Source organism: Rhodococcus sp. TAF43, assembly GCF_052113525.1.
In the GTDB taxonomy this organism is placed as follows: domain Bacteria; phylum Actinomycetota; class Actinomycetes; order Mycobacteriales; family Mycobacteriaceae; genus Prescottella.
This window is the reverse complement of record NZ_JBFRDL010000021.1, coordinates 32,914-57,583: the sequence shown is the minus strand read 5'-3', so window position 1 is coordinate 57,583 and position 24,670 is coordinate 32,914. Positions and strand designations below refer to the sequence as shown.

Annotated in this window: 9 protein-coding genes; 7 read left to right on the top strand and 2 right to left on the bottom strand. The window is 70.1% G+C overall.

Annotated elements, in window-relative coordinates:
• Positions 1–191 precede the first annotated feature (191 nt).
• From AB4Z09_RS14970 to AB4Z09_RS14945, 6 genes are all read left to right on the top strand, one after another.
• On the top strand, positions 192–16,664 hold the full coding sequence (locus AB4Z09_RS14970) for an amino acid adenylation domain-containing protein (RefSeq protein ID WP_442240086.1): 16,473 nt from the start codon (positions 192–194) through the stop codon (positions 16,662–16,664).
• 102 nt (positions 16,665–16,766) lie between these two features.
• Positions 16,767–17,150 (top strand): VOC family protein, encoded by a 384-nt coding sequence (locus AB4Z09_RS14965; protein WP_174910802.1) that lies wholly within the window; start codon positions 16,767–16,769, stop codon positions 17,148–17,150.
• A 61-nt stretch (positions 17,151–17,211) separates the two neighbouring features.
• Positions 17,212–17,958 carry a Mut7-C RNAse domain-containing protein gene (locus tag AB4Z09_RS14960; RefSeq protein WP_442240085.1) on the top strand — a complete coding sequence of 249 codons (747 nt, stop codon included), beginning with the start codon at positions 17,212–17,214 and terminating at the stop codon, positions 17,956–17,958.
• Between the two features lie 11 nt (positions 17,959–17,969).
• Entirely contained in the window at positions 17,970–18,584 is a 615-nt protein-coding gene (locus AB4Z09_RS14955; protein ID WP_174910796.1) for a hypothetical protein, read from the top strand.
• A gap of 96 nt (positions 18,585–18,680) precedes the next feature.
• Positions 18,681–19,082 (top strand): DUF1801 domain-containing protein, encoded by a 402-nt coding sequence (locus AB4Z09_RS14950; RefSeq protein ID WP_174914770.1) that lies wholly within the window; start codon positions 18,681–18,683, stop codon positions 19,080–19,082.
• Positions 19,083–19,680: 598 nt separating this feature from the next.
• A complete protein-coding gene (locus tag AB4Z09_RS14945) occupies positions 19,681–20,538 on the top strand; it encodes a hypothetical protein (protein WP_442240084.1) in 858 nt (285 codons plus the stop codon).
• A gap of 113 nt (positions 20,539–20,651) precedes the next feature.
• Here the strand turns inward: AB4Z09_RS14945 and AB4Z09_RS14940 are convergent, their stop codons facing one another.
• Positions 20,652–21,257: a helix-turn-helix domain-containing protein gene (locus tag AB4Z09_RS14940; RefSeq protein ID WP_174910791.1), complete on the bottom strand. Its 606-nt coding sequence runs from the start codon at positions 21,255–21,257 to the stop codon at positions 20,652–20,654.
• A 217-nt stretch (positions 21,258–21,474) separates the two neighbouring features.
• On the opposite strand from AB4Z09_RS14940, the gene AB4Z09_RS14935 reads away from it, so the two are divergent.
• Positions 21,475–21,975, top strand: a complete 501-nt coding sequence (locus tag AB4Z09_RS14935) for a DinB family protein (protein WP_174910788.1) — start codon at positions 21,475–21,477, stop codon at positions 21,973–21,975.
• Between the two features lie 123 nt (positions 21,976–22,098).
• Here the strand turns inward: AB4Z09_RS14935 and AB4Z09_RS14930 are convergent, their stop codons facing one another.
• Positions 22,099–24,444: an ATP-binding protein gene (locus tag AB4Z09_RS14930; RefSeq protein WP_442240083.1), complete on the bottom strand. Its 2,346-nt coding sequence runs from the start codon at positions 24,442–24,444 to the stop codon at positions 22,099–22,101.
• Between the last annotated feature and the right edge of the window lie 226 nt (positions 24,445–24,670).

The window sequence follows — 24,670 nt, the reverse complement described above, 5'->3', positions numbered from 1 at the left end:
ACTCGCTCCGTCGCGGCGGACCGACGTATCGTTGTTGCAATGACGAACATCGACGCAAATCCCGTGTCGGCGAGCGCACTCGGCGTTCGGGCGCGGACGATCGGCTCACCCGGCACCGGCTGAGGTGACGGCGTCGGGTCCGGAGCCCGACAACCGGACCTCTCGGTCCGTGTGAAGCCGCAATCCTGCTGATGGAGCTTCCATTTCGAGTCGACACGGCGCCCGGCGCGACGGACGCCGGTGATCGCATGGGGGCGTACGGGTTCGGCGCAGGGGGTTCGGATCCGATGCCTCTGACGCCCGCACAGATGGGCCAGTGGCTCGCACAACAACTCGACCCCGGCGTGCCGATGGCGGTCGCCCAGTTCATCGACATCCGAGGACGGCTCGACGTCCCACTGCTCTCGCGGGCCGCTTCCGAAGCGGCCCGCGAATTCGGTTCGGGTCTGATTCGTCTGGTTCCGCACGATTCCCGGCCGCAACAGATCGTCGATCCCGACGTCGACACCGGAACCTGGCTGGTGGACCTGCGGGGTGAACCCGACCCGGAGGCGGCGGCGCGCGAATGGATGCGCTCGGACATCGGCACGCCGATCGATCTGTTCCGGGACCGTCTGGCGGTCTCTGCACTCCTGCGGATCGCCGACGACCGCTACTTCTGGTACTCACGCGCGCACCACATCGTGCTCGACGGTGTCGGCGCGGCGACGCTGGTCTATCGGATGGCCGATCTCTACAACGCGGCAGTCGAGCGCCGTGAGCCACCACCGAACACGGCCGACGGTCTCGAGAAGGTCCACGCCGCCGAGGCAAAGTACGTCGGGTCGACGCGGTGGGAGTCGGATCGCGACTACTGGCGTGAGCAGACCGCAGGGATGCCGGAGCGGTGCAGCCTCGCCGAGCACGCCGCGCCGGCGCGGGCCCACAGCCGGGACGTCGGCACCGAGATCGAACCCGCGGTCGCCCACGCTCTTGCAGCCGCGCAGGAACGATACGGGGTCACGCTCCCGGTGTTGGTCGCGTCGGCGATCGTCGCCTACACCGCACGCCACATCGGTGCGTCCGACATCGTGCTGAGCCTGCCGGTCTCGTCCCGGACGACTGCGGTTCTGCGGCGATCCGGTGGGACGCTCGCGAACGTGGTGCCGCTGCGGGTGTCGGTGGGTACCGGCACCACGGTCTCGGAACTGGTGGCGGCCGTCGCGGCGGCCCTGTCCGGCGCGCTGCGCCATCAGCGCTACCGGCACGAGGATCTGCGCCGGGACCGCGGGGAGCACGGGTCCGGCCGCGGGTTCTCGGGCCCGCTGCTCAACCTGATGATGTTCCCGACCGAGCTGCGCCTCGGTGACACCCGGACCTCGCTCGAGGTGCTCTCGTCCGGTCCGATCGAGGACCTGCTGGTCAATGTCTACCGGTACGGCACCTCCGGCCCGATCCGCCTGGACTTCAAGGCCAATCCCGACCTGTAYGACGACGCCGCACTCGGCCGGCACTACGACCGGTTCACCAGGTTGCTGCGCGCGCTGGCGACCGCCGCTCCCGAGGCCCCCGTCGGCGAGCTCCCGATCGTCGACGATGCGGAGACCGCCGCGCTGCTGGCGGAGTGGAACACTCCCGGAGTGTCGGGCGGCGGGACGTTGCCGGAGCTGGTGGCCCACTCCGCGGAGCTGGACCCGGATCGGGCCGCGGTGGTGTTCGGCGACACCGAGCTGACGTACCGCGAGCTGTGTGGCGAGGCGAATCAGCTTGCACGCGAACTCATCACGCTCGGAGTGGGGCCGGAGTCGCGGGTGGCGGTGGTGTCGGACCGGTCCGCCGAGCTCATCGTCGCGCTGCTCGCGGTCCTGACCGCAGGCGGGTCGTACGTGCCGATCGAGGCGTCATCGCCCCGTGCACGCCGCGACTACGTGCTGGCGGACGCGCGGGTGACATGTGTGCTGACGACCGCCGCGCTCGCAGAGGAACTGGACGGACTGGACGGGCTGGACGCCCCCGTCGTCGCCCTGGACACGCGCGCGACACGCGCCGAGCTGGCGCGGTTGCCGACCGCGCCGGTGACCGCGGGGGAACGGATCCGGCCGCTGCGGCCGGACCACCTGGCGTACTCGATCTACACGTCGGGCTCGACCGGCCGGCCCAAGGGCGTGCAGGTGAGTCATCGCAGTGCCGCGGCGCTGCTCGCCAATGCGAACCTCGAGTTCGACAACACCGCGGCCGACGTGTGGACGATGTTCCATTCCTTCGCGTTCGACTTCTCGGTATGGGAGATCTGGGGGCCGCTGACCATCGGCGGAACACTCGTGGTGGTCGATCGGGACACCGTGCGAACCCCGGACGCGTTCCTCGATCTGCTCCGACGTGAGCGCGTGAGCGTGGTGAACCAGACACCCGCCGCGTTCCTGCAGTTGGCCGAGGTCGAGCAGGATGCCCCCGCACCACTGCCCGACCTGCGCCGGGTCTTCGTCGGGGGCGACGAGTACGACCAGCGGCGCCTCGTGCCGTGGCTCGACCGCCATGCCGGGGACCGGTCCGCCCTGGTCAGCGTGTACGGCATCACCGAGACCACGGTCTTCCTCAGTTCGATGCCCATGACGTCGGCGCTGGCTGCGTCGGGCGGCGGCAACGTCGTCGGCCGGGGGCTTCCCGGCGTCAGACTGTATCTGCTCGACCGTCGCCTGCGTCCCGTCCCGGTCGGTGTCGTCGGGGAGATCTATGCGGGCGGTGCGCAGGTGGCCCGCGGCTACGGCGGCCACCCCGGGCTCACCGCCGAGCGATTCGTCGTCGACCCGTTCTCCGGCGACGGCAGCCGGATGTACCGGTCGGGGGACCTCGCCCGTCTCGACGACGAGGGAAGGCTGGTGTTCCTGGGGCGCAGCGACTTCCAGGTCCAGGTGCGTGGTTTCCGCGTGGAGCCCGGCGAGATCGAGGCGGCGCTCGTGGAGTGCCCCGGTGTCGCCCACGCGGTGGTGGTGCCTCGACGCGCCGCGCCGGGAGAGCTCGTGCGACTGGTCGCGTATGTCGTCCCGGAATCGGGTGCGGTGGTGGGACCRGCGGCGGTGCGGGAGCAGGTGACCGGCACGCTCGCGCCCTACATGGTGCCGGCGGCGGTGACGGTTCTCGAGCGGCTGCCGCTGACCGTGAACGGGAAAGTGGACCGGAAGGCGTTGCCGGAACCGGACTTCGGTTCCTCGTCGGGGGTCGGCCGGGCGCCGGCCGGGGTCACCGAGGAGAAGTTGGCCGGGCTGTTCGCCGAGGTCCTCGGGCTCGAATCCGTGGGCGCCGAGGACTCGTTCTTCGCGCTGGGCGGCGACTCGATCATGGCGATCCAGTTGGCGTCCCGCGCACGTACCGCCGGTCTCGCGTTGACCCCGCGGGACGTCTTCGAGCGGCTGTCGGTCGCGGGGCTGGCGTCCGTGGCCACCGACACCGCCGGGCGCGCTCCCGCGCTCGAGGAACTGTCGGGCGGCGGTGTCGGATCGGTGGCGGCGACACCGATCGTGCGCTGGCTCGTCGACCACGTAGGGTCCTGGACCCGGCTGTCGCAGTCGGTGTGCGTGGTCCTGCCGATCGGGCTGGCCGGCGATGATCTGCGGACCGCGGTACAGGCCGTCCTCGACCACCACGACATGCTCCGCGCCAGATACGTCGGTGGCATCGACATCGACATCGCCGCCTTCGAGGTCCCGCCGCCCGGGGCCGTCGCCGCGGGCGACGTCGTGCACAGGATCCCGGTGGCCGCGGATCCCGGCACGGACGACTTCGTCGCGGCACTGGTCGCCGCGCGCACCGAGGCGGTCGACCGGCTCGACCCGACGGCCGGCCGGATGCTGCAGGTGGTGTGGTGCGACGCGGGCCCGGGTCGGCCGGGTCGGCTGGTGCTGGTGTCCCACCACCTGGTGGTCGACGGTGTGTCGTGGCGAATCCTGCTGCCGGACCTGGCCTCCGCGTGGGGGCAGGCGCGGGCCGGTCGGACGGTGCGACTGCCGGCGGTGGGGACGTCGATGCGGACGTGGGCGCACGCACTCGACGAGCGTGCACGTGGCGATCACGCCGCCGAGATCGACTACTGGCGAGGCGTGCTCGCGGGCCCCGACCCGTTGCTCGGCAGCCGCCCGTTGGATCCGCGCCTCGACGTGGCCGACACGGTCGAGACCGTCGCCGTCGACCTCCCACAGGCCGTGACCGCGGCACTGTCCACCGCGGTACCGGAGAGCGTGCACGGGAGTGTCGACGACGCCGTCGTCACCGCGCTGGTCCTGGCGCTGACGACCTGGCGCCACCGGCGTGGCACCGCGTCCGACTCGTCGACGTTGCTCACGATCGAGGCACACGGCCGCGAGGACCAGGTGGTGTCGGGTGCGGACCTGTCGCGGACCGTCGGGTGGTTCACGACGACCCACCCGGTGCGGCTCGACCTGGCGGGAATCGATCTCGACGCCGCCTTCGCCGGGGGGCCGGTCGCGGGTGAGGCGCTCAAACTCGTCAAGGAACAGTTGCGTGGGGCGCCCGATCACGGAATCGGTTACGGCGTACTGCGTTACCTGGGCGCCCGCGTCGACGGCACCCCCGGACCCCTCGACGGGTTGCCGACCCCGCAGATCAGCATCAATTACCTCGGGCGGATGGCCGTGGCGCCGCACGGCGTGGGTGGGGACTGGCTCCCGGTCGACGAACTCGGGGACCTGGGTTCCTCGGTCGAACCGGACATGCCGGCCACCGCCGCCCTCGACATCAACCTGATCATCGTCGACACCGAGCGGGGCCCGACGTTGCGGGCGACACTGGCGTACCCGGGCGGCGTGCTCGATCACCGGGACGTCCAGGACCTGGCCGAGCTGTGGCGATCGGCGTGCCGCGCACTTGCGTCGGCCGCCGTCCGGCCCGGTGCCGGCGGCCTCACTCCGTCGGATCTGCCGCTCGTGCACCTCGACCAGGGGACCGTCGAACGTCTCGAGGAGGCGCAGGCGGGGCTCGCCGACGTGTGGCCGCTGTCGCCGCTGCAGGCCGGGCTGTTGTTCCAGACGGAGCTGACGGGCGACGAGCACGACCCGTACTTGGTGCAGCTCGAGATCGTGCTGGGCGGATCGGTCGATGCCGACCGGGTCCGCCGCGCCGTCCAGGCTCTTCTGGATCGTCATGCGATCCTTCGAGTCTCGTACGCCACCGGGCCGGACGGCGACCCCGTGCAGCTGGTGCCGGAGCGCGTCGAGCTGCCGTGGGCGGTAGCCGATCTCGAGAACCCCGAAGCCGCCGAGCAGGTCCTGGCCGACGATCGGGCCCGACGTTTCGACATGAGCGTGTCGCCGCTGCTCCGGGGGCTGCTGATCCGCACCGGCGCCGACGCGCACCGTCTGGTGCTGACGTACCACCACATCCTGCTCGACGGCTGGTCGGTGCCCCTGCTGGTGCGCGAGTTTCTCGAGGCGTACGTCGCACCCGACCCGGGGGCCGTCCCGGTGCCGCCGTCGTTCCGGGAGTACCTGTCCTGGCTGGGCAGTGTCGACCTCGCGGCGTCGACGGAGCGCTGGGTCGACGCGTTGGCAGGGGTCGACGAGCCGACGCTGCTCGGACCGCTCGAGCGTGGTCGGCAGTTGCCCACGGTGCCACGGGCGGAGCGGCTGATCCTCACCGAGGAGGCGACGGCCCGACTCGAGGCGGTCGCCCGCGAGCGCGGTGTCACCCTCAGCACCATCGTGCGGGCGGCGTGGGGAATCGTGTTGGGGGCGTGGACAGGGCGTGACGACGTCGTCTTCGGCGCGATCGTGTCGGGGCGGCCGCCGCAGATCGACGGTATCGAGTCGATGATCGGCCTGTTCATCAACACGATTCCGGTGCGGGTGCGCCTGCATCCCGCCGAGACGCTCGGCGAACTCCTCGACCGCGCGCACGCCGAGCAGACGTCGCTGCTCGATCACGAGCACGTCGGGCTCGCCGACATCGAACGTGCGACCGGTGCGGCCGCCCTGTTCGACACCATCACCGTCTTCGAGTCGTACCCGGTCGACCGGGCCGGCCTGACCGCGGACACCGACTTCGCCGGGATGCGGGTGACCGACGTCGCCGTGCGGGACGCCACCCATTATCCGTTCGCGCTCGCGGCGTCGGTGGACGGTGGGCTGGAGATCCGGATCGACTACGCGCCCGACCTCTTCGATGCGGTCGAGGTCGACGCGGTGGCCGATCGGCTCGAGCGGGTGCTGCATGCGTTCGCCGACGACACGGAGCAGACGTTGGCCCGGCTGCGACTGCTGTCCGACGCCGACTACCACCGTCTCGCACCCGTGCTCGGCCGCCGCGGTGGCCGTCACCGGACGCTGGCGCGGATCCTCACCGACGCGGCAACGATCGATCCGGACGCGCCCGCGCTGTCGTGCGGGGATCGCACCGTCTCCTACACCGACCTCGACGCCCGATCCTCGCGCATGGCCCGGTTGCTCATCGACGACGGCGTCGGACCGGAAAGCGTTGTCGCGCTGGGGTTGACCCGGTCCATCGAATTCGTCGAGTCGGTGTGGGCGGTCGCGAAGGCCGGGGCGGCGTTCGTCCCCGTCGACCCCACCTATCCGCCGGAGCGGATCGACCACATGCTCCGCGACTCGGGAGCGGCGGCGGGGCTGACCGTGCACGACCGGCGCCCGCGGTTGTCCGGGCGGATCGGGTGGCGGGAGATCGACTCCGACGACTACCGGGACCGGTTGGAGCGGTACCCGGCCGATCCGGTCACCGACGCGGACCGCGCGGCGCCCCTGCGGATCGACAACCCGGCCTACCTGATCTACACGTCCGGCTCGACCGGCGTGCCGAAAGGTGTCGTGCTCACCCACCGCGGTCTCGCGAACCTCGTGGTCCAGGAGCGCGAAAGCCTCACCGTCACCTCCCATTCGAGGGTCTCCCAGTTCACGTCGCCGAGCTTCGACGCGTCCGTGTTCGAGCTGCTGATGGCGTTCGGGTCGGGCGCGCACCTGGTGATCGCCCCGCCCGACGTCTACGGCGGCCAGGATCTGGCCCGGCAGCTGGCCGCCGGGCAGGACACACACGCGTTCTTCACCCCGAGTGTCCTCGGGTCGTTCGATCCCGAAGGGCTCGATGCACTGCGCTCCCTCGCGGTGGCGGGGGAGCCGTGCCCGCCCGAACTGATCGGCCGGTGGGCGTCCGGACGCGACATGTTCAACGCCTACGGGCCCACCGAGGGCACCATCATGTCGAACATCGCCGGTCCGTTGGCCCCGGACGACCCGGTCACCATCGGTGGCCCGACCCTCGGTTTCGTGGAACTGGTGCTCGACGCGCGCCTGCAGCCGGTCCCGATCGGCGTCCCCGGCGAGCTGTACCTGGGCGGTCCGGCGATCGCGCGTGGTTACCACCTGCGCCCCGGTCTCACCGCGGAACGGTTCGTCGCCAGCCCGTTCGTGGCGGCGACCGACGACCCCACGGACGAGGACGAGGGCACCATGCCCGGTGACCGCCTCTACCGGACGGGCGACATCGTCCGCTGGCGGCAGGACGGCCCCGACCTCGCACTCGAGTACCTCGGTCGCAGCGACCTGCAGGTCAAGGTGCGCGGATTCCGCATCGAACTCGGCGAGATCGACACGGCCCTCGCCGAGCATCCGGCGGTGGAGTTCGCCGCGACCCTCGGCCGGACCGCGCCGTCCGGGGAGACCGTCCTCGTGTCGTACGTCCGCTCCGGCGACGACCCCGCCGTCGACCCCGACGAACTGGTCCGCCACCTCGCGGGCCGGTTGCCGGCGCACATGGTTCCGGCGCTGATCGTGCCGATCGCGGAGGTGCCGCTGACCCCGGCCGGCAAGCTCGACCAGAAGGCGCTGCCCGCCCCGGACTTCCCGCGCCTCGTCGATGCCACGAGCGCCGCGGTCCTCACCCCGATCGAGACGATCGTCGCCGCGCACCTGCGGGCCGTGCTGGGGATCGACCGAATCGGCTTGGACGACAGCTTCTTCGACCTCGGTGGCAACTCGTTGATGGCCACCCGGGTCACCGGCCGACTCAATGCCGCGCTCGACGCCGACCTCGATGTCCGCGCGATCTTCGAGGCCCCCACGGTGYGCGGGCTCGCCGCGCGGGTGGAACACGGCGGCGCGGGCGCCGAGCACCGACCGGTGCTGCGGCCGTACGAATGGCCCGAGGTGCTGCCGCTGTCGTCGGCGCAGCTGCGGATGTGGTCGATCAACCAACTGGACACGTCGTCGCCGGCCTACAACATCGTGATGGCGGTGCGCCTGCGCGGTGACCTCGACGAGCGGGCGCTCGCCGCCGCCGTCCGGGACGTCGTGTGCCGCCATTCGAGTCTGCGCACGATGTACCCGCTGGTCGGTGGCGTGCCGACGCAGCGGATCGTCGACATCGGCGAGGTCCCCGAACCGGAGGTGCTGGCGGTGCTGCGCGCCGACCTCGACGCGCACCTGCTGCGGCTCGCGTCGACCGGCTTCGACGTCAGCGATCGGGTGCCGCTGCGGGCCGAGTTGGTGCGGGTGTCCGGGTCCGAGCACGTGCTGGCCGTGGTGGCGCATCACATCAGTGCCGACGGTTTCTCGATGACGGCGCTGGGCAAGGACGTGATGCGCGCGTACGAAGCGCGTCGACGCGGGGCGACGCCCGACTGGCCGCCGCCGGCCGTGCAGTACGTCGACTACGCCCTGTGGCAGCGTGACCTGCTCGGGTCGCCCGACGATCCGACGTCGCGCTATGCGCGGCAACTCGACTACTGGCGCCGGACGCTCGACGGCATCCCCGACCTGGTCCCGCTGCCCACCGACCGGCCGCGCCCAGCGCGGCAGTCGCTGCGCGGTGCCGTCGTCGGTTTCGATGTCGACCGGCGGACGCACGCTGCCCTGGCCGACCTTGCGCACCGGGGCAATTCGACGATGTTCATGGTCGCCCACGCCGCCCTCGCGGTACTCGTCGCGCGCCTGTCGAGCACCGCCGACATCGTGATCGGCACCCCGGTCTCGGGCCGGGGAGAGGCCGGGCTGGACGACGTGGTCGGCATGTTCGTCGGGACCCTCGTGCTGCGGACTCCGATCGACACCGGCGCCGGATTCGCCGACGTGCTCGCCGCGGTGCGTGAGGTGGACCTCGGCGCCTTCGCGCGCACCGACCTGCCGTTCGAGCGGCTCGTCGACGAGTTGGCCCCGACCCGGTCGACGTCGTATGCGCCGCTGTTCCAGGTGCTCGTCGAGTACCGCACCGACATGTCCGACTACCTGCGGCTGCCGGGCCTGGACGTCGAACCGGTCGAGCGGGACCTCGGGGTCTCGAAGTTCGATCTGCAGCTGAGCGTGTCGGAGTCGTTCGGTTCGGACGGCGCCCCCGACGGCATGCGATTCGACGTCACCTACGCCACCGACCTGTGGGACCTCGGCACCGTCCGAGGGTTCGCCGAGCGCCTGCACCGGATCCTCGACGCCGCCGCGGTGGACCCGCACCACCCGGTCGGCGACGTCGACCTGCTCACCTCCGGCGAGCGGACCGCGATCGTGTCGGCGGTCATCGGCGGCACCCCGCCCGCGTCGGACACGCTCGCCGACGTGTTCGCCGCCGCCGCGGCCGAGCACCCGGACGCGACGGCCGTGGTGTCGGGTGACACCCGGCTCAGCTACGGGGACCTCGCGGCATCCGCGAACCGGCTCGCGCGGCTCCTCGTGGATCGTGGCGCGGGGCCGGAAACCGTGGTGGCCCTCGCGCTTCCGCGGTCGACGGACATGATGGTGGCGATCGTCGCGACGATCGCGGCGGGCGCGGCCTACCTGCCCGTCGACACGGGTTCGCCCGCGGAGCGGATCGCGCTGGTGCTCGGTGACGCGGAGCCCACGTGCGTGGTGGCCACCACCGACTCGGCCGCCGCGCTCGGYGCAGTGTCCGCCCCGATGCTGCTGCTCGACGACGACGCGACCCGTGCCGAACTCGAACGACTCTCGCCGGCGCCGCTGACCGACGTCGATCGCGCCGCGGCGCTGCGCCCGGACAACGCCGCGTACGTCATCTACACCTCGGGATCGACGGGACGGCCGAAAGGCGTGCAGGTGACGCACCGCAGCGCGGTCGCCCTTCTCGTGAACGCGACGACGCTGTTCGACCTGTGCTCGTCGGACGCATGGACGATCTTCCACTCGTTCGCCTTCGACGTCGCGGTGTGGGAGGTGTGGGGTCCGCTGTCGACCGGTGCGACGGCCGTGCTCGTGGACCCGCTGACGGCGAGGACCCCGGCGGACTTCGTCGACCTGCTGCGCCGCGAACGGATCACGGTGCTCAATCAGACCCCCGCGTCGTTCTACCAGCTGGTGGACCGCGACACGGCCGATCTGCCCCTGCGTTACGTGTTCGTCGGCGGCGAGGAGCTCGCCCTCGAGCAGGTGTCCCGCTGGTATGCCCGCCGCCCGGACGACGCCGGTCGGGTGTTCGAGATGTACGGGGTCACCGAGGCCACGGTCATCGACAGCGCCGCCGCGCTCGAGCGCGGCGGCCTGGCCGGCATCCCCGGCACCGTGATCGGCCGGGGTATCCCGGGGGTCGGCCTGCACGTGCTCGACGCACGGCTGCATCCGGTCCCGGACGGCGTGGTCGGCGAGATCTACCTCTCCGGTGAGGCCGTGGCGCGCGGCTACGTCGGACGCCCGGGGTTGACGGCGGCACGGTTCGTCGCGGACGGCCGCGGCGGCGGGCGGCGGATGTACCGGACCGGGGACCTCGGCCGTCGCGGCGGCGACGGGCAACTGGAGTTCCTGGGACGCACCGACTTCCAGGTCCAGGTGCGCGGCTTCCGCGTCGAACTCGGCGAGCTCGAGTCCGCCCTGCTGCGGTGCGAGGGGGTGGCCCGGGCCGTGGTCGTGGCGCAACGCGGGGCCGGTGGCAGCGTCGATGGCGGCGGCGATCGGCTGATCGGATACGTGGTCCCCACTCCGGGCCGCACGCTCGACCCGGTCGAGGTTCGTCGGCAGGTCGAGGCGCTGCTGCCGTCCTACATGGTGCCCGCGGCGGTGACGGTGCTCGACGATCTCCCGGTCACGGTCAACGGCAAGATCGATCGGAAGGCGCTGCCCGAACCGGACTTCGCGGCGTTCGCCGGGGGTGGCCGCCGCGCGGCCGGCGCGGTCGAGGAAGCGCTCGCCGGGCTGTTCGCGCAGGCACTCGGGGTGCCGGAGGTCGCGGCGGACGACTCGTTCTTCGTGCTCGGCGGTGACTCGATCACGGTCATCTCGCTGGTGTCGCGGGCCCGCGAGCGCGGGTTCGGGCTCACCCCCCAGGACGTCTTCGAACACCCCACGGTCGCGGGCCTGGCCGCGGTGATCCGGGCCGGGGTCGAGGCGGGCGGACACCCGGTGCTGGGGGAGATCGACGGCGGCGGCATCGGGCCGGTCGAGCCGACACCGATCGTCCGTTGGCTGGCCGAGCGCGGCGGAAACTGGGACCACTTCTCGCAGTCGGTGACGGTCGCGGTCCCGGCGGAACTGTCCGCCGCCGACCTCGCCGGCGCCTTCCAGGAGGTGCTCGACCGTCACGACATGCTGCGGGCCCGTCGCGTCGGCGCCGGCACCGATCTGCACCTCGAGATCCCCGAACCGGGCGCGGTGGCGGCCGGCGAGTGCCTGCGCCGCGTGGACTGTTCCGATGCGGCCGACGACGGTGCCGTCGACGCGGTGGCGGCGCGGGAACGGACCGCGGCGGTCGGTCGGCTCGACCCGTCGAACGGGATGATGGTGCAGGCGGTGTGGTGCGACGCGGGCCCGGACCGGGCGGGCCGACTGTCGGTCGCGATCCACCACCTGGTGGTCGACGGGGTGTCGTGGCGGATCCTGCTGCCCGACCTCGTGTCGGCGTCGGAGCAGATCCGTACCGGTCGGACACCCCAGTTGCCCCCGGTCGGTACGTCGATGAGGACGTGGGCGCACGAACTCGCGGCGTCGGCCACCGCACCGGAACGCGTCGCCGAGATGGACTGGTGGACGGACACGCTCGTGCCGCCGGATCCGGTGCTCGGGGACCACCGGTTCGATCCGGCCGCCGATACCGCCGTCGGCGAACTCGACGTGCGCCACTCGGTCGAGGTCACCCGTCAGCTCCTGGAGCGCCTGCCCGAGGCGTATCGGGCGACGCCGGCCGATGCCGTGCTGTGCGCGACGGCGATCGCGGCGGCGCGGTGGAACCGGTGGGGCGGGGTCGGCCGTTGGGTGCGCGCCGTCGTGTCCGTCGAAGGCCACGGGAGGGACGAGGACGCGGTTCCCGGGGTCGATCTGTCACGCACCGTCGGGTGGTTCACCACGGCGTACCCGATCCGGCTCGACCTGACCGACGTGGACCCGGCCGACCTCGGAGAGGCGCTGCGAACCGTCAAGGAGCAGGTGCGCGCGGTCCCCGGACACGGCATCGGCTACGGGCTGCTGCGGTATCTCAATCCCGATACCGGTCCCACCCTCGCCGCTCTCGCGACGCCGCAGATCTCCGTCAACTACCTGGGACGGCTGTCGGGGGACGCGTCCGCGGGCGGGGTCACGGCGGTCGGTGCGGACTCCGCGTCCGACTCCGGCAGCGGCGGCCCGGTGCCGACCACGCTCGCGGTCGACGCCTATATCGCCGACGGTCCGGCGGGGCCGCAGCTGACCGCGAAGATCCGGTACGCGTGCGGCGTGCTCGGCGCGGACGCGACGCGCGAGTTCGTGACGTTGTGGGAGAACGGAATCCGCGACCTCGCCGCGCACCTGAGCGACCCGTCGTGCGGGGGCCTGACCCCGTCGGACCTGGACCTGGTTCCCGCGACGCGGGCGGAGATCGCCCGCTGGGAGCGCTCGCACGGCGGTGTCGTCGACGTGTGGCCACCGACACCGCTGCAGGAGGGGCTGCTCTTCCACGCGCTGCTCGCGCAGGAGGCCGTCGACGCCTACCACGTCCAGCTCGTCCTGGACCTCGACGGTGACCTGGACGAACGCCGGATGGCCGCCGCGGCGCAGGCGCTGATGGACCGGCACGCGAGCCTGCGGACGGTGTTCGACAACCACGACGACGGCAGCGTCGTGCAGGTGCTGCTCGACCACGTCCCCGTCGACTGGTCGGCGATCACCGTCGCCACCCGTGCGGACAGCGACACCGTGATCGACCGTGACCGCGGCAACCACTTCGACATGCGCGGCGCCCCGCTGATCCGCTTCCTGCTGATCGACGTCGGCGAGCGAACCCACCGACTGGTGATCACCAACCATCACATCGTCCTGGACGGCTGGTCCGCGCCGCTGCTCGTGGCCGATCTGTTCGACCTGTACGCCACCGGGGGCGCACCCCTCGACCGGACGGCCCCGCCGTACCGGGACTACCTCGCGTGGCTGGTCTCCCGTGACGTCGGCGCCGCGGGACGGGCCTGGGCGAGGGCACTGTCGGGGCTGCCCGGCCCCACACTCGCGGCCCCCCACGCGGTGGGTCGGCAGCTGTCGGCGAGCGCGAGTGAGACCGTGCCGTTGGATGATCCGACGGCCGAGGCGCTCGTGCGGACGTCGGAGGCGGCGGGCGTGACCGTCAACACGGTGCTGCAGGTGGCGTGGGGAATCCTCCTCGGCGAGATGAGCGCCGGGACCGATGTCGTGTTCGGCACCACGGTCTCCGGTCGACCGCCCATGATCGCCGGCGCCGAGGCGATGGTGGGTCTGTTCATCAACACGGTGCCGGTGCGGGTGCGGCTCGATCCGGACGAGACCGTGCGCCAGTTGCTGGCGCGGCTGCAGCGGGAACGGACCGCGCTCATGCCGCACGAGTACCGCGGTCTCACCGCGATTCAGCAGGCGGCCGGCTTCGGCGGACTGTTCGACACCGCGATGGTGTTCGAGTCGTACCCGATGGATCCCGGCGCGCTCGCGCGCCTCACCGAACGCACCGGACTGCGTGTGACCGGAGTGGTCGGCAACGACTCGACGCACTACCCGCTGTCGCTGATGGCGTTCGAGGACACGAGACTGCGGATGCGCCTGCGGTACTCGCCGGAGGCGCTCGCGCCGGTCGACGTCGCGGATCTCGCGCAGCGGCTGGGTCGAGTCGTGGAGACCGTGGCGCACCGCCCCGATACGCCGGTGGGACGCATCGATCTGCTCGGCGACGAGCGGCGCGCCGAACTCGTCGACGTGGCGGAGTCGGCGTCGGTCCCGCCGCGGACCTGGCCGCAGATTCTCGAGGACGCGGTAGCGCGCGATCCCGGCGCGATCGCGCTGCGCTGGAACGGAATCGATACCACCTATCGTGAACTCGACGAGCGTTCCACCCGGTTGGCGCGGGTGCTGCTCGACCGGGGTGTGGGCCCGGAGGACTTCGTGCCGGTCGCGGTGCCGCGCTCGGCGGAGTCGGTGACGGCCACGTGGGCGGTCGCGAAGAGCGGTGCGGCGCCCGTACCGATCGATCCGAAGCTGCCGCCGGGACGCATCGAGTACATGCTCGGGGACTGCGGCGCCCGGGTGGGGTTGACCGCGACCGGTGCCCACGTGCTACCGGGCGGACTCGACTGGTTGCCGCTGGACGGCCTCGACCTGGAACACCATCCGGCACCGCCGATCCGCGACGACGAACGCACCCACCCGATCCGGATGGCCGATCCCGCCTACCTCATCTACACGTCCGGATCCACCGGCGCGCCCAAGGGCGTCGTGGTGACGCACGCCGGTCTGCCGCACCTGACCGTCGCACAGGTGGAACATCAAGGGGCGAGCGCGGAATCGCGGATCCTGCACGTGTGTTCCCCGAGCTTCGACGTCTCGGTCCTGGAACTGATGCTCGCGTTCGGCGCCGGCGCGACGTTGGTGGTGGCACCGCCCGACGTGTACGCGGGCGCCGAACTCGCGACCTACGCGCGGGAGGAGCGGATCACGCATCTGCTGGTCACCCCCGCGGTGTGCGGGACGATCGAGCCGGGATCGCTGCCCGACGTCCAGGTGATCGAGGTGGGCGGCGAGCTGTTCGGCGCGGAACTGGTCGACGCGTGGGCGCCCCGCACGCGCCTGCTCAACGCGTACGGGCCCACCGAGTGCACGGTGTGCGTGACGACCAGCGAGTCCCTCGAGCCCGGGACGCCGATCACGATGGGGGGACCGGTGCCCCGGTCCGGTGTCGGCGCCGTCGTCCTGGACTGCTGGATGCGTCCGGTGCCCGACGGCGGCGAGGGCGAGCTGTACCTGTTCGGCCCGTGCCTGGCCCGGGGCTATCGGGGGCAGCCGGCGCTCACGTCGGAGAGGTTCGTCGCGAACCCGTTCGACGGCGCCGGGTCGCGAATGTACCGCTCCGGGGACCTGGTGCGCCGGTGCGGCGGGCGCGGCCTGCAGTACGTGGGGCGCACCGACTTCCAGATCAAGATCCGCGGCCTGCGCATCGAGATCGGGGACGTCGACGCCGCCCTCACCGCGCACCCGGACGTCGAGTTCGCCGCGTCCCTCGGCCACGATGCGCCCAACGGCGAGACGGTGCTGGTGTCGTACGTCCGGCTCACCCCGGACGGTGTCGTCGACGGCGCTGCGCTGCGGAAGTTCGCGGCGACATCGTTGCCGGCGTACATGGTGCCGTCGGCGATCACGATCCTCGACGAGGTGCCGATGAACTCGAACGGCAAGCTCGACCGCGGCGCGCTGCCCGCGCCGGTGTTCACGGCGGGGGAGTACCGGCCGCCGCGCACCGACGTCGAGCGGGTGCTGTGCGAGGTGTTCGCCGACGTCCTCGGCGCCGAGCGGGTCGGCATCGACGACAACTTCTTCGAGCTCGGCGGCAATTCGCTGAGCGCCGTGCGGGTGGTCGCCGAGGTGCAGTCGCGACTCGGTCGGGCACTGCCGATGCAGTGGGTGTTCGGTGACCCGACGCCGGCGGTGATCGCGCGGCGAACCGCGGGTGACGCCGGGACGCCGGACCGTATGGGCAACCTGTTGAGAATGCGGGCCGGGGACGGCGGCGCCCCGCTGTTCTGTGTGCATCCGGCGATCGGATTGGTGGGGTGTTACACGGGACTCGTTCCGTACGTGCCGACAGCGCGTCCGGTGTACGGCCTGCAGTCGCCCGGCACGGTCGATGTCGGGCACGATCCCGGGTCCATGGAGGAACTGGCCGGCGAGTATGTCGAGCTGATTCGTCGGGTACGCCCCCACGGTCCATACCACCTGCTCGGGTACTCCGTCGGCGGTGCGATCGCCCACGCGATGGCGGTGCGACTGCGCGAACTCGGCGAGGACGTCGGGACGCTGATCATGCTGGACACCCAGACCTCCGACTCGGTTCCCGAGGCGTCCCGGACACCGACGCTGGGCATGCTGTTCGCCGAGTTCGCGGGCGTCGACGAGCCCGCCGTCGGCGATGGCGAGCTCACCCCGGAGCGCGCCGCGCAACTGCTGCACGAGAGCGGCGGACCGTACGCGTCGTTGACCGCCGACGACCTGCGCCGGCTCTACGACGACTACGTCCACACCGTCGGGCTGGGACAGAATTACCGGCCCGCGGTGTTCGACGGCGACCTCGTCTACGTCGCCGCCGACGGCGGATCGGCACGGCAAGAGACGCCGTGGGATCGCTTCGTGACCGGTGCCGTCCGGGTCTACCCGGTCGGTCACACGCACAACCGGCTCACCACGCCCGAGGCGCTCGCGGAGATCGGGCCGATCGTCGGTGCCTGCCTGGACGGCGATCTCCGATGATCTTGCGGGGCAACCGCGATCGGTGCTTTGATGGTGCGCAGCGTCGCGTGCCGGTGACGGACTGCGTCAGGCATGGAGGCGTCGTATCACAAGGGGTCATCCATGGCCATCTCGCTCAACCACACCATCGTTTTCGCGCAGGACAAGCACGTGTCCGCGTTCTTTCTCACCTCGCTCTTCGGCCTGCCGGATCCGGTTCCGGCCGGTCCGTTCCTGGCAGTGCAACTGGAGAACGGAGTCACCCTGGACTTCGCGGATCCGCCGATCGACGTCCTGCCGCAGCACTACGCGTTCCTCGTGAGCGAGGAGGACTTCGACCGCATCTACGGCCTGATCGTAGAACGGGGGATGGAGCACTGGGCCGATCCGCACAAGTCCCGGCCGGGCACGTTCAACCGGAACGACGGTGGCCGCGGCGTCTACTTCCACGACCCGGCAGGACACAACCTCGAGATCATCACCCGCCCGTACGGTTCCGGCCGCTAGGCGGTCGGGTGCGGCGAGGGTAGGCGGGCGAACGACGCCCCGTTCCGTGCGGTGCCTGGTGATGGATCGACGTCGGTGCGAGTTCCGCTTCTACGGGGAGCTGGACGAGTTTCTGGCGCCCGCGCAACGCAAGCGGAGCTTCGAGCACGCCTTCGACGGGACGCCGTCGGTCAAGGACCGGATCGAATCACTCGGCGTCCCGCACACCGAGGTCGATCTGATCCTCGTCGACGGCAGCCCCGTGGGATTCGACCACCGTCTCGCCGGTGGGGAACGGGTCGCGGTGTATCCGGCGTTCCAGTCGCTGGAATTGCCGGGGATCGCGCCGCTGCGCCCGCCGCTGCAGCAGCCGCGATTCGTGCTCGACGTGCACCTCGGTCACCTCGCGCGCTACCTGCGACTGCTCGGCTTCGACACCCGTTACCGGAACGACAGCGACGACGACGAGCTTCTTGCGCTGTCCCGCACGGAAGATCGAATCCTGCTGACCCGGGACGTCGGTCTACTCAGGCGGGCCGCACTCGTGCACGGCGGATTCCTGCACGAGACCGATTCGCGGCGGCAACTGCGTGAGGTACTCGACCGGTTCCGGCTGCAGGGGCGCATCGCGCCGCTCACGCGGTGCGCCCGCTGCAACGGGTTGATCGGACCGGCGACTCCCGCGCTGGCGCGAGGCCGTGTGCCCGGCGGGGTACTGCGGGAGCAGAAACGCTTCAGCCGCTGCCACGACTGCGGACAGTTGTACTGGCCGGGTGGGCATCTCGCGCGTCTGCGGGCGCGACTGGCAGAGATCGGGGTGTGGTTCTAGCATCCGAAGTCATGCTGATGCTCGAGCGCGTGACGTTGTCGGAATCCGATATCGCGGTGCATCGCGGGGTGCGTCGGATCAGGGCGAACGCGGTGCGCACACCTCCGGACTTCTACAGCCGGCTTCGAGGGCTTCGATGGCTCGACATCCGCGGCGGGACAGGGACGAACGCTGATGCCGTTCACGGCTGTGATCAGCTGGTCTACCTGCACATGAGTAGCGTGCGCGGGATAACCGAGATGGATGCGCTGCCGGAGTGCGAAGGACTGCGTCTGCTGAGCCTGTACGCGCAATCACGGGTGGGGAGATTGCCGTCCTTCGCGAACATGACGAATCTGCGCCGCGTCGAGCTCGGCATGATGAAGAACCTCTCGTCACTCGCCCCCGTACTGGAAGCACCGAACCTCGAGGAACTGTTGATCGTCAAGGACGTTCCGGTGTCCGACGAGGACGTCGACCGCATCCTCGCCCATCCGACGCTGCGCGCCTTCGACTGGATCCACCTCGACGTTCCGGCCCGCCGCTTCCGGCCCGTCATCGAACGCACCCACGGGACTCTCGATCGAACGAGGTCGGTGCATCCGCAGGACTGGTTCGAGAAGAACGCCGCCGACCTGCTGGACTGACGCGCCGACACGATTCGCGATGCATTCACGACGGCCGGCGCGGATACTCGAGTGATCGGCGAGAGACCACCACGGCGAAGAGAGCGACTGGCAACCATGAACCAAGCGAAAAGCGGCTCCGGTGCAGGTGCAGGACAAGACAATCCCTCTCGGCTGATCGACGCGAGAATCGACGAGCTGGGCGATTGGCGGGGCGAGATGCTCGCCCGGATCCGGAGTCTCGTCAAGGAGGCCGACCCCGATGTGGTCGAGGAATGGAAGTGGAGAGGCGTCCCGGTGTGGTCGCACGCCGGCATGATCTGCACGGGAGAGACCTACAAGAAGATCGTGAAGGTGACCTTCGCCAAGGGCGCCTCGTTGGACGACCCAGCGGGCCTGTTCAACTCCAGCCTCGAAGGCAACACCAGGCGTGCCATCGATTTCCACGAAGGCGACAGCATCGACGACAAGGCCTTCACGGCGCTCGTGCGCGCCGCGGCGGAGCTGAACATGTCCTAGGCGCGACCCGGTCCGTAACTTGGAACGGTGGCGGGAGCCGGATGCGACACAGTCGGGCCGATGGCTGTACCGTCAGGCGCGGTGACCCGACGCCCGCACGCTTCGCCGCGCGGACTCCTAGTGCGTCGGGAACAACATGAACTACCAAGTGCACGAGGCAATTCAACGTCCTCGAACCTTGCGTGTATTCGTCCCCGGATGGCTCATCGGCGATGGGTCGTTTCCCCGCGCTGCGGTCGGCGACTTCGTCGACGTGTCATTGGGATTCACTTCAGTCGAAGAAGCCCCCTCGATGTGCGACGAAACACGAACGGCGATCGCTCGTCCGGCGTACGGCCGAGCACCGTGGACCGACCGTGATGGTGGACTTCGTTGGCTGCATCTCGTCTACGGCGATGGGTGGAGCAGTCAATGGTGGACCGACCGTGCCGTCCGCGGACCGGTAACCCTCACCGGGATCTTCAGCGCAGACCTCGAGATGGGGAGCCGAACCGACAGGCCGGGCCGAGTGCACGGCCGCGTGCGTCGAATCCACCTCGTCGAGCGGCGAGTTCGGCCACTCGACAATGGCTGGGCTCAGGTCCCTGGTACGGACCGATTGTCGGAAAAGGGCACATTCCCAACCGACGTCGACTGGTGGCCGACCGATTCGGCCCAGGACGGCGACTTCGTCGCGGCCGGCGTCCTCGTCGAACTGGACCTGAATGCCAGGCCGGACTGCAAACCAGCCTTCAATGCCGGTGCGATCGCCGTCCACGACAACATCGTGTGGGTCATGCACGCGTCCGATCCGATACTCCTTCGGGTGGACACATCGATTGGGGGTCCGCCGAACATCGTGCGATACACCTTGCCCCTGCCTCTCGAGGTCCCGGACGAAAAGTGGACGCGACGAGTACACGCCGACGGCGATGACGGCTGCTGGATCACGTCCCCGCACGACATCCACCGCTGCACCCTCACCGACGATGGCGGACTGAACCTCGATCGCTACACCACCGAAGGCGGCAGGGTCACTGCCGTCCACCTGCACAAGCTCTACGTCGTAGGTCAGTCGAGGGGCTGGTTGTCCAGCGATCGACGACACGGAGTCATACGCACCCGACCCGACCTTCATCGTCTCCAAGTTCTCGACGAGACGAACCGCCGCCTGGCGCCCGTCACCCATCCTGAATTGGAGCGCACGGTCAGTACAGCTGCGACCAGAGCCGACGTGGCGCTCGATACCGGCGGAACCAAATGGAGCGTTGCCGGCCCGGAGGAACTACGACGGATCAACCGACAGACGGGTCACGCCTCGACAGTCGACCTGTCCGGCCCGAGCAGAATCGGCGTCGTCCACGACGCGACGCCGAATCCCTACACCGACCCGATCAACGCCGACATCGTCGCTGCCATCACCGTCGACCCCACGCGCCCGCGGACCGTGCACCCACCAACCGAGACCGCGGACTAGGGCGGACAGAGCCACTCACCGATGCGGGATACGGCACACTTTTCACCGGCGCACCGGAATTGGGCGCGCCTACCGCATCCCAGCTTCAAAGGCCTGCGCGGGCGAGGTGGCGCTCATCGCTGGATCGCACTGCGAGAGGAACGATGCGGGTCAGCGCCCACGTGCGCACGCATTCCGTGCGGGCCGAACAGGATCAGCAGTTCGACCACGCCGCCGTCCGCACTGCCGAGCCAGTGCGGTAGGGACGTATCGAACTCGGCGGCCTCACCGGGCGGCAACGTCATGTCACGATCGCCGAGCACGAGCCGCAGGCGACCGTTGAGCACATACAGCCATTCGAAACCGTCGTGAGTCTTCGATGTCGGTTCGAGCGGTTCCGGCTGAGCCGGGATGATCATCTTGAACGCCTGCACCCCACCCGGCCGCCGGGACAACGGCACGAAGATCATCCCGGCCCGTCGGATCGGCTTCAGGTGGATCCGGGGGTCGCCGGTGCGCGGGGCCCCGACGAGATCGTCCAGCGGAACGTCGTAGGTACGGGCGAGAGGCAGCAGCAATTCCAGCGTCGCCCTTCGCTGCCCACTCTCGAGCCGCGACAGCGTGCTCTCCGACACCCCGGTGCTCACCGCGAGGTCAGCAAGGGTGAGGCCGCGTTCGCGGCGCAGCGCACGCAGCCGCGGACCCACCACGTCCAGAACATCGTCCGTTTCGCGATCCACGAGACCACCTTGCCAGAACCGCAAGATTGCGTGCCGGTTCGATGCGTTCCCGGCGAGACTGGGAGTGTCCCGACCAGAGGAGCAATTTGATGAGAACCACGGATGCGGGCCAGCCCCGCCGGATCGCGACCGGACGGGATGGCGAAACCGCCGAGGTGACCGATCTCGCCCTCCTCATCCGCCGTACCGCCTGACCAGACCCAGGAAGGAGGCCACCGTGCCCACCAACTCGCCGCGTAAGCGCCGCAGCGACACCCCACCGCCGCGATCCGGATACAGCGAGACCGAGACCCTCCGTGCTTTCCTCGACTACCTCCGATCGGCGATTGCCGCGAAGGTTGACGGCGCACCCGAACCGCAGGTGCGACAAGCAGCAGTGCCCTCGGGCACGAACCTGCTCGGACTGCTCAATCACCTGACGTTCGTAGAGCGCGCGATGTTCCTCGGCGACAACGTGACCGACTGGCAGGCGACGTTCCGGGCCGTGCCAACGGACAGCGTGGTCGATGTCGTTGCCCGCTACCGCGAGACCGTCGCAGCCGCGAACAAGATTCTCGACGAGTGCCCCGACCTCGGCTCACCCGTTCCGCGGGTGCGACCGGGACGCCCAACCCCCAGCGTCCGTTGGGCACTGACCCACATGATCGAAGAGACCGGCCGCCACGCCGGCCACGCCGACATCCTCCGCGAACTGATCGACAGCACCACCGGGCGCTGACTTCAACGAACCCTCCAGGACCGACGCCGAGTTGTACCCGGCCGCCACGCCCGCTACCAACGTCGCGGCCGGGCACGTCCAGGGCGTCACGGCATCTCCCCGTCGTCGGATCAGAGCCTCGGATCAGAGTTGTCGATGCTGCTGGTTCTCGGCACTCCAGGCCGCGATCTGCGTCCTCGAGGTGAACCCGAGCTTGGTCAGGATGTGCTCGACGTGGCCCTGGGCGGTGCGGGGTGAGATCACCAACATGGAGGCGATCTCCCTGTTGGTCAGGCCTTTCGCGACGAGTTCGGCCACCTCGGTCTCGCGGCGAGTCAACACCGGTGTGACCGGTGTCGTCCGGGGCTGGTCGGCGGTGTGGTCGCCGAGTGCGTAGGCGACGGCCTCGCCGAGGCTCATGTCGGCACCGGTGCGCAAGGCCACGCCGTAGGCGCGGTCCCCGAGTGCCTCGCGGGTGGATTGCGCGCACTTGTCGTGGTAGCCGAGCAGGTAGGGGAGGGTTACCGAGGCGCTTCCCGCCGTCCGCGCGAGGGTCTCGGCGGCGCCCATCAGGACCGCGGCACCTTTCGGATTGCCGCCTCGGATCGCGATCCAGGCCAACGACTCCAGGCACCAGCCGGTCATGACCTGGACATGGATCTGCCAGATCAGCCGCAACGCCTGTTCCGTCAGGGCTGCTGCCCGATCGAGTTCTCCTGCCCGGAGCGCTATCACGCCGAGAGCCCACAACGAGTACGCCCGGAAATAGGACTCACCCAGCGGCGTCGTGATCTCGAGTACCCGCTCGTGACAGGCGACGGCCGTCCCCTCGTCCCCCAGCAGCCCGCTGACGAGTGCAAGGGAGGGAAGGGAACCCAGCAGTATGGCGGTCCGGCGCCAGGATCGACCCAGATCTGGGTCGCTCGTGAGTGCGGCCCGGAACGGCTCGACCGCCGCGGCGAGGTCTCCACGGAACACGGCCAGATACCCGTTCGCGTAGTTCGCGATCTCGATCGACTCGGCATCTCCCAATTGCTCTGCGAGCGAGCAACATTCCGTCACCCTCGCCGCGGCCTCGTCGAGTTGGCCCTGCATACCAGCTAACAGGCTGTCGAAGTACGACATCACCACGCGCTCCTCGGCCTGCATGGTGTCGGAGCTCGTCAGACAGCGGCCCATCCAATGCCGGGCCTCCGTCAGCAGACCCCGGCACGACCAGAACAGGAACATGGCGTTGACGATGCGCGCGCTGATATCCGGATCGGAAGCGACGACCGCGTCCGTCAGACTGAACGCCAGGCAATCGCGCAGGTTCGGCTGTTCCCGATCGAGTCGGGCGATCCACTGCGTCTGGTGGGGGCCGATCCAGTCGGACGCGGCCCGCAGTACCAGTCGTTCGTACCAGTCGAGGTGCCGCCGCAGGAACCAGGCGTAGTCGCCGGATTCGCGCAACCTCTCCCTGCCGTACACGCGGATCGTCTCGGCCATGCCGAGGCGCACAACCTCCCCGACCTGCTCCCGGACCAGGATCGACTTGTCCACGAGCGAGGCGACCGCATCCAGGAAGTCGTCTGCAACCAGCTCGTCTGGGCAGATGCCCTCGGCGGCATCCAGTTCGAAGCTGCCGGCGAACACCGACAGCCAGGTCCAGAGCTTCTGCTCCCGTTCCTCGCACAGGTCGTAGCTCCAGTCCACACACGCCCGCAACGTCTGTTTGCGGGTCGGTGCGACCCGAGAACCGGCAGTCAGCAACTGGTACCGGTCCGTCAGGCGTTGCAGGATCTGCTCGGCTGACATCGCCCGGATCCGCACCGCCGCCAGCTCGATTGCCAATGGCAGCCCGTCCAGCCTGCTGCAGATTCCCGCCACTGCCGCGCAGTTGGCCTCGGTGAGCGCGAAGTCCGGACGGCCCGCGGTGGCCCGCGTGACGAACAGTGTGACCGCCTCGTACTGGGGCAGCGCCTCGAGTGACGGGATCCGCTGCGCGTCCGGAACCGTCAACGGTGGCACCCGCATCACCTGTTCCCCGACCACCCCGAGGACCTCGCGGCTCGTCCCCAGGATTCGCAGCTCCGGACACGTTCGCAGCAGCGCCTCCGCCAACTCCGCGACGGCATCGAGCACATGCTCGCAGTCGTCCAGCACCAACAACGTCCGGGTGGTGGAGAGGTGATCGATCAGGTGCCGGGACGACGACCGGCCCGGCTGATCCGCGAGTCCGAGCGTGGCCGCCACGGTCTCGGCCAACAACATCGAATCGTGCAGCTCGCCGAGCGCGACAAACCACACCCCGTCGGGAAATGCTCGCCGCGAGTCCTCGGCGGTCCGCACCGCCAGCCTGGTCTTGCCGACCCCACCGATGCCGGTCAGGGTCACCAGCCGCGAGGCCGACAGCAACCGCCGCGCCTCGGCCAGCTCACGGCGCCGGCCGATGAAACTGGTCGATTCCGCCGGCAGGTTTCCGCGCTCGGCTTTCACGGAGGTCGTCATCGAACGTCATCTCATCTCGCGAAACTCATGCATATGAAAACTACCCTCGGCAGTTCCCGACCGGCCGTTCGTGGTCACGTTGTAGCCGAGGTGAAACGCGGGCCCCGACAAGTCTCTGGAACCACCGGTTGAGCGCTGATGGGCACCCTTGATGGCAGAGTCGCGCTGATCACCGGCGCGGGCCAGGGCGTAGGGCAGCGCGTCGCTGTCGCTTGGCGAAGGAGGG